Source organism: Ornithinimicrobium sp. (assembly GCF_030537745.1).
Taxonomy (GTDB): Bacteria; Actinomycetota; Actinomycetes; order Actinomycetales; family Dermatophilaceae; genus Ornithinicoccus.
In genome coordinates this window covers 5,235-10,036 of the sequence record NZ_JAUNVI010000082.1, presented here as the reverse complement: position 1 = coordinate 10,036, position 4,802 = coordinate 5,235, and the positions used below count along the sequence as shown (strand labels likewise).

5 protein-coding genes are annotated in these 4,802 nt (G+C 70.8%); 3 read left to right on the top strand and 2 right to left on the bottom strand.

The features are described 5' to 3' along the window. Window positions 1–83: 83 nt before the first annotated feature. Window positions 84–635: a hypothetical protein gene (locus tag Q4P07_RS13005; RefSeq protein WP_303375341.1), complete on the bottom strand. Its 552-nt coding sequence runs from the start codon at window positions 633–635 to the stop codon at window positions 84–86. Between the two features lie 121 nt (window positions 636–756). Here Q4P07_RS13005 and Q4P07_RS13000 point away from each other — a divergent pair, with 121 nt between their 5' ends. Beyond that, window positions 757–1,941 carry a zinc-dependent alcohol dehydrogenase gene (locus Q4P07_RS13000; protein WP_303375340.1) on the top strand — a complete coding sequence of 395 codons (1,185 nt, stop codon included), beginning with the start codon at window positions 757–759 and terminating at the stop codon, window positions 1,939–1,941. Then, window positions 1,938–2,609 carry a hypothetical protein gene (locus Q4P07_RS12995; protein WP_303375339.1) on the top strand — a complete coding sequence of 224 codons (672 nt, stop codon included), beginning with the start codon at window positions 1,938–1,940 and terminating at the stop codon, window positions 2,607–2,609. The genes Q4P07_RS13000 and Q4P07_RS12995 overlap by 4 nt, the downstream gene beginning before the upstream one ends. A gap of 71 nt (window positions 2,610–2,680) precedes the next feature. Here the strand turns inward: Q4P07_RS12995 and Q4P07_RS12990 are convergent, their stop codons facing one another. After that, on the bottom strand, window positions 2,681–3,670 hold the full coding sequence (locus tag Q4P07_RS12990; protein ID WP_303375342.1) for an SDR family oxidoreductase: 990 nt from the start codon (window positions 3,668–3,670) through the stop codon (window positions 2,681–2,683). A 258-nt stretch (window positions 3,671–3,928) separates the two neighbouring features. Between Q4P07_RS12990 and Q4P07_RS12985 the strand changes: the two genes are divergently transcribed. After that, a partial coding sequence (locus Q4P07_RS12985) for a hypothetical protein (RefSeq protein ID WP_303375338.1) occupies window positions 3,929–4,802 on the top strand: 874 nt, incomplete at its 3' end.

The window sequence follows — 4,802 nt, the reverse complement described above, 5'->3', positions numbered from 1 at the left end:
GCCTAGTCGGACGAGGCAGTGTCGTCGGGGCCAGCCTCGTGCCCGGGCTGCCTGGGCCCGGGCTGCCCGTGCGTGCGGATGGCCTAGTCGGACGAGGCAGTGTCGTCGGGGCCGGCCTCGTGCCCGGGCTGCCCGTGCGTGCGGCGCCGCTGCTTCATCTCGGCCTCATAGACGTGCCGGCGGCCACCCGTCACCTCTTCCCGCACGGCGCGCTCAAACTCACGCACGCTCGTCCAGTAGGCGTCGTCGAAGTCCTCGACGATCTGGAAGGTCCAGCGATCGGCGATCACGTTGCGCCCGATCACTTCTTCCCGCAGCCGCGCGGCGAGCTCCTCATGGCCGGAGGCGGCGAGCTGATCAGCGCCGTCGCCGAGGGCGAGGTCGGCCGCGCCGATCAGCTGATGGAAGGAGTAGAGGTGGCCGCGTGCCCGCTCGACCTTCTCCAGGGCCTCGCTGACCGTTCCCGCTGCCTCTACTTCCGCATCTGTCACGCCGGTGGGCCGGGCGTGCTCGGCGTCGAGGTCACGGTTGTGCTTCTTGTGGCTGCTCTTCCCGTCGCTGCCCTCCCTGTCGCTGCCGGGGTGGCCGCCGTCCTTCTTGTCGCTGTCGGGGTTGTCGCGCTCGTCAGTGCTCATCTGCCCAAACTAGGCCGGGTCCGCGCTCGGGGCAGGCCGACACGACTCGTCGTGGTCGCAAGCCGCCCCGCGCTCGGCGATTGGCCGCGCCGCGCGGTCACCGCATACATAGCCTGGGGGAATGCGCGCACTCACCTGGCAAGGCCACGGCAAGGTCAAGGTCCTCGACGTCCCCGAGCCCACGCTCCAGGCGCCGACCGACGCGATCATCCGGGTCACCTCCACCGCGATCTGCGGCTCCGACCTGCACCTCTACAACGTCCTCGCCCCCTACCTGAGCCCTGGAGACGTGCTGGGGCATGAGTTCATGGGGATCGTCGAGCAGGTCGGGACGGGCATCGAGCGGTTGTCGGTGGGGGATCGGGTCGTCGTGCCCTTCAACATCTCCTGCGGCCACTGCTGGATGTGCGACCGAGGCCTCTTCGCCCAGTGCGAGACGACCCAGAACGTCGACCAGGGCAAGGGCGCGAGCTTGTTCGGCTACACCAGCCTCTACGGCTCCGTTCCCGGCGGCCAGGCCGAGCTGGTCCGCGTGCCGCATGCCGACTTTGGCGCGATCCGGATCGAGCACGACCTGCCTGACGAGCGCTTCCTCTATCTCTCCGACATCCTCCCGACCGCCTGGCAAGGCGTGAGCTATGCGGACGTGCCCGAGGGTGGGACGCTGGCGGTCATCGGTCTGGGCCCCGTCGGACAGCTTGCCGTCCGCTCGGCCCTGCACCGAGGGGTAGAGCGGGTGATCGGAGTCGATCTGGTGCCGGAGCGCCTCGCGCTAGCGGCCGACAGCGGAGCGGAGGTCGTCGACGCGACGCGAGTCAAGGACGTTGCGGCGCACCTGCACGAGCTCACCGACGGACGCGGGCCGGACAGCGTGCTCGATGCGGTGGGCATGGAGGCGCACGGCAACCCGCTCGCCCACACCGCGATCGCGGCCGCCTCGCGGTTGCCCAAGGTGGTCGCCCAGAAGGCGGTGGAGACGGCCGGCATCGACCGGCTCGCCGCGCTGCACCTGGCGATCGCGGCCGTCCGCCGCGGGGGCACGCTGTCGATCAGCGGCGTCTACGGTGGCCAGGCGGACCCGATGCCGATGATGGACCTCTTCGACAAGGGGATCACGGTGCGGATGGGCCAATGCCACGTCCGTCGATGGACCGATGAACTGTATGACCTCGTGAGCGGGGCCGAAGACGTGCTGTCGCTGGAGTCGTTGGCCACGCACCATCTCCCCTTGGAGGATGCAGCCGAGGGTTATGCGATGTTCGCCGCGAAGCGCGACGGCTGCATCAAGGTGGTGCTGAGGCCATGAACCCGAGGCCAGGCCGGTGGGCGGGTATGGCGCTCGGCGGCATCTTCGGAGCACTCGCCCGGGCGCGCGGCACGCGGGCGCTGCACGCGGTGGGCGTCTGCGGGGGCGGGAGCCTGGAGTTCAAGCCGGGCACCGATCACGGTGTGCCGCTGCTGTCAGGGTCGAGGTCGCATTCCTGTCTGGTGCGTGCGTCCAGGGCGCTCGGGCTGCGGAGCTTGCCAGACATCGAGGGTCTGGCCCTGCGCATCGACGGCCCGGACGGCGGCGACCTCCTCTTCGCATCGACCGGCGCTGGCATGGTGACCCGGCACCTTCTGGTGCCGCGGCTGCCGTTTCGCCTCGGCACGCTGACGACCTTGATGCCGCTTCAGACCGCTGGCGGCGGGCTGCTCCTGCGGCTCGAGCCGGAGCGCGGCTCGCGCGGTCACCCAGGACAGCGCAGAGCGCAACGCCCACCCACGGCATACCGGGTCTGGATCGCCGCCCCTGGGCGCCCCTGGCACGAGCGTGGACGCCTGGACGTCGCGTGGGATGACAGTGACTGCAGCCGTCGGCACGACCCGGTGGGTCACCCTCCAGCAGGGACCTGGTTCGCCGCGACGTGGGCCCGCCTGCGTGACCCGTCCTATGCCGCCTCCCAACGGACACCAGCGAGGATCGAGGACTGACGCGGGTTCCCTTCGGGCTGGCCCCTATTGACGCTGGTCGAGGCGCCGGGCGGGTCTGCCTCGGCCTGGCCCTACGGACGCTGGTTGAGGCGCCGTGCGGCTCTGCTGCCGAGGACGGTGAGGACGCCCACGACGCCAGCGGCGCCGGCGCCAAGACGCTGTGCCGCCTGCCGCCCGGTGAGCAGACCCCTCGCAGCGCCACCCTCGGGGTCGCGCACTCCCAGGGCAACCCGACCCTCGGAGCCGCTGATCGCCATACCCTCCTCCTCGTCGGCCCTCGGCGCGGCTGGCAGGAAACGGTTCATCACGCCCATGGCAAGCACCGTGATCGTCGGTGAGAGCCCGTGCACCCGGATGCCGGCGTGCGATAGCCAGGACAGGACGACGAGCGGCTTCCCGCGCAGGATGCCGTCCACCATCCGACGGGCGGCGCGCTCGGCGTCCATCGAGAGGAGGGGGAGCGAGGCGGCGGGGGCGAACCACGCATACTCCGCGGCGTGGTCACCAGCAAACAGCGCCCGCTCGTGGGACCCGGTGCGCATGAGACCGGGCACCACCGTGGTCGCGGTGATGCCGGTGCCCATCAGCTCGGCCGCCAGCCCTTCGGTGAAACCGACCGCGCCGAACTTTGCGGTCGCGTAAGGCAGCAGGTGCGGCGGGCTGACCTTGCCGCCGATCGAAGTCACCACCCCGATCCGACCGCGACCCCGCTCGCGCATGCCGGGCAGGACCGCCCAGACCGTCTGGATCGGGCCCATGAGCATCGTCCCCACCGCGTCGTCGAAGTCCTGCAGAGTCATGGACTCGGCGGGTCCGACCTGGATGGTCCCGGCGACGTGCACCAGGACCTCGATCGGTCCCAGGTCGCGCTCGACGCTCGCTACGAGCTTGGTGACGGCGTCTCGGTCGCTCACGTCGCAGCGGTATGCCGTCGCTCCCACCTCGCGCGCGCCTTCGGTCGCCTCCTCCAGGTCGCGGGCGCAGACGGCCACCTGATAGCCGGCGCTGACGAGCTCACGGGCGACGAGCAGCCCAAGGCCGCGCGACCCCCCGGCGACCAGTGCGACGGGTGCTGCGTGGGCTGGGGTCGCGGCGGTGGCGCTCGTGCTCGCGCCACGGGTGCTGCGGGTGCTGCGTGGGCTGCCGTTGCGAGGTGCGGATCGGCGTCGGGGAGCTGCTGGCCGTGGGCGTCATTCATGCTCCGACCGTAGAACGCCCCGGCGTTCCCCGCGCTCTGGGCAGGCGGCCCGCGGACCGGCAGGTCAGGGGGTGTGGACAAGTCCTGCGCTGTCCGTGGCAGATCGGCGAGCCTGTCCGTCGTGGACGTCATTAGTCGGCGGCAGGCAATCGAGCGCGAGATCACTTACTCCCAGCTGCGGCATAACGTGCGGACCGGGCAGTGGCAAAGGGTCTTTGCCGGAGTGTTCGTCATGCACAACGGCGTGGTCAGCTGGCGCGAACGGGTGGCAGCAGCCGTGCTCGCCCGTGGCCCGGGCACCCTCACGAGTCTGAGGTGTGCGCTGCGGCTGTGGAACCTCACGGATCGGGAGCCGCAGATCATCACCCTCATCGAGCCGCGGCAGACCCACCGCACCCGTGAGCTGCGCGGGGTGCAGGTCCGACGACGGACTCGCTCCGTGCCCGCGCGGCGGTATGGCATCCCCGTCACCGCGCTGCCACAGACGATCATGGACGTGCTGGCCCTGCCGGACCAGACGCTCGATGACGTGATGGCGCTGGTGACCCGGGCGGTGTCGAGAAAGAAGGTCACGGTCGCCGAGCTTAGCGTCGAGCTGGCCCAGCATCCCCGCCACCCGAGACGACGGCTGCTTGCCGAAGCACTGGCTGCTGCCGAGGAAGGTCTGGAGAGCACGGCCGAGGTGCGCTATGCCCGCGACGTCGAGGGTGCACACGGTCTACCGAGGATGGAACGGCAGGCCTGGTTGGATGGGATGACTGCGCAGGCCGACGGCCGCGCGAGGCGGCTGGACTTCCGCGACCCCGTGCGGGGACTCCGCGTGGAAATCGACGGTGCTCTTTTTCACGGCGAGAGGCAGTTGGCCGATCGCTGGCGGGACCGCCAGGCGGTGGGCGCGGGTGAGGCGACGTTGAGGGCGGGGTGGATCGAGGTCGTCGAGCGCCCATGCGCGCTGGCAGCCGACGTTGCAGTGGCCCAGATCGCCCGGGGGTGGA

Excerpts from the sequence above, each read along its gene's own strand:
- Q4P07_RS13005 (WP_303375341.1), bottom strand. The coding sequence starts at position 635 with ATGAGCACTGACGAGCGCGACAACCCCGACAGCGACAAGAAGGACGGC.
- Q4P07_RS13000 (WP_303375340.1), top strand. The coding sequence starts at position 757 with ATGCGCGCACTCACCTGGCAAGGCCACGGCAAGGTCAAGGTCCTCGAC.
- Q4P07_RS12995 (WP_303375339.1), top strand. The coding sequence starts at position 1,938 with ATGAACCCGAGGCCAGGCCGGTGGGCGGGTATGGCGCTCGGCGGCATC.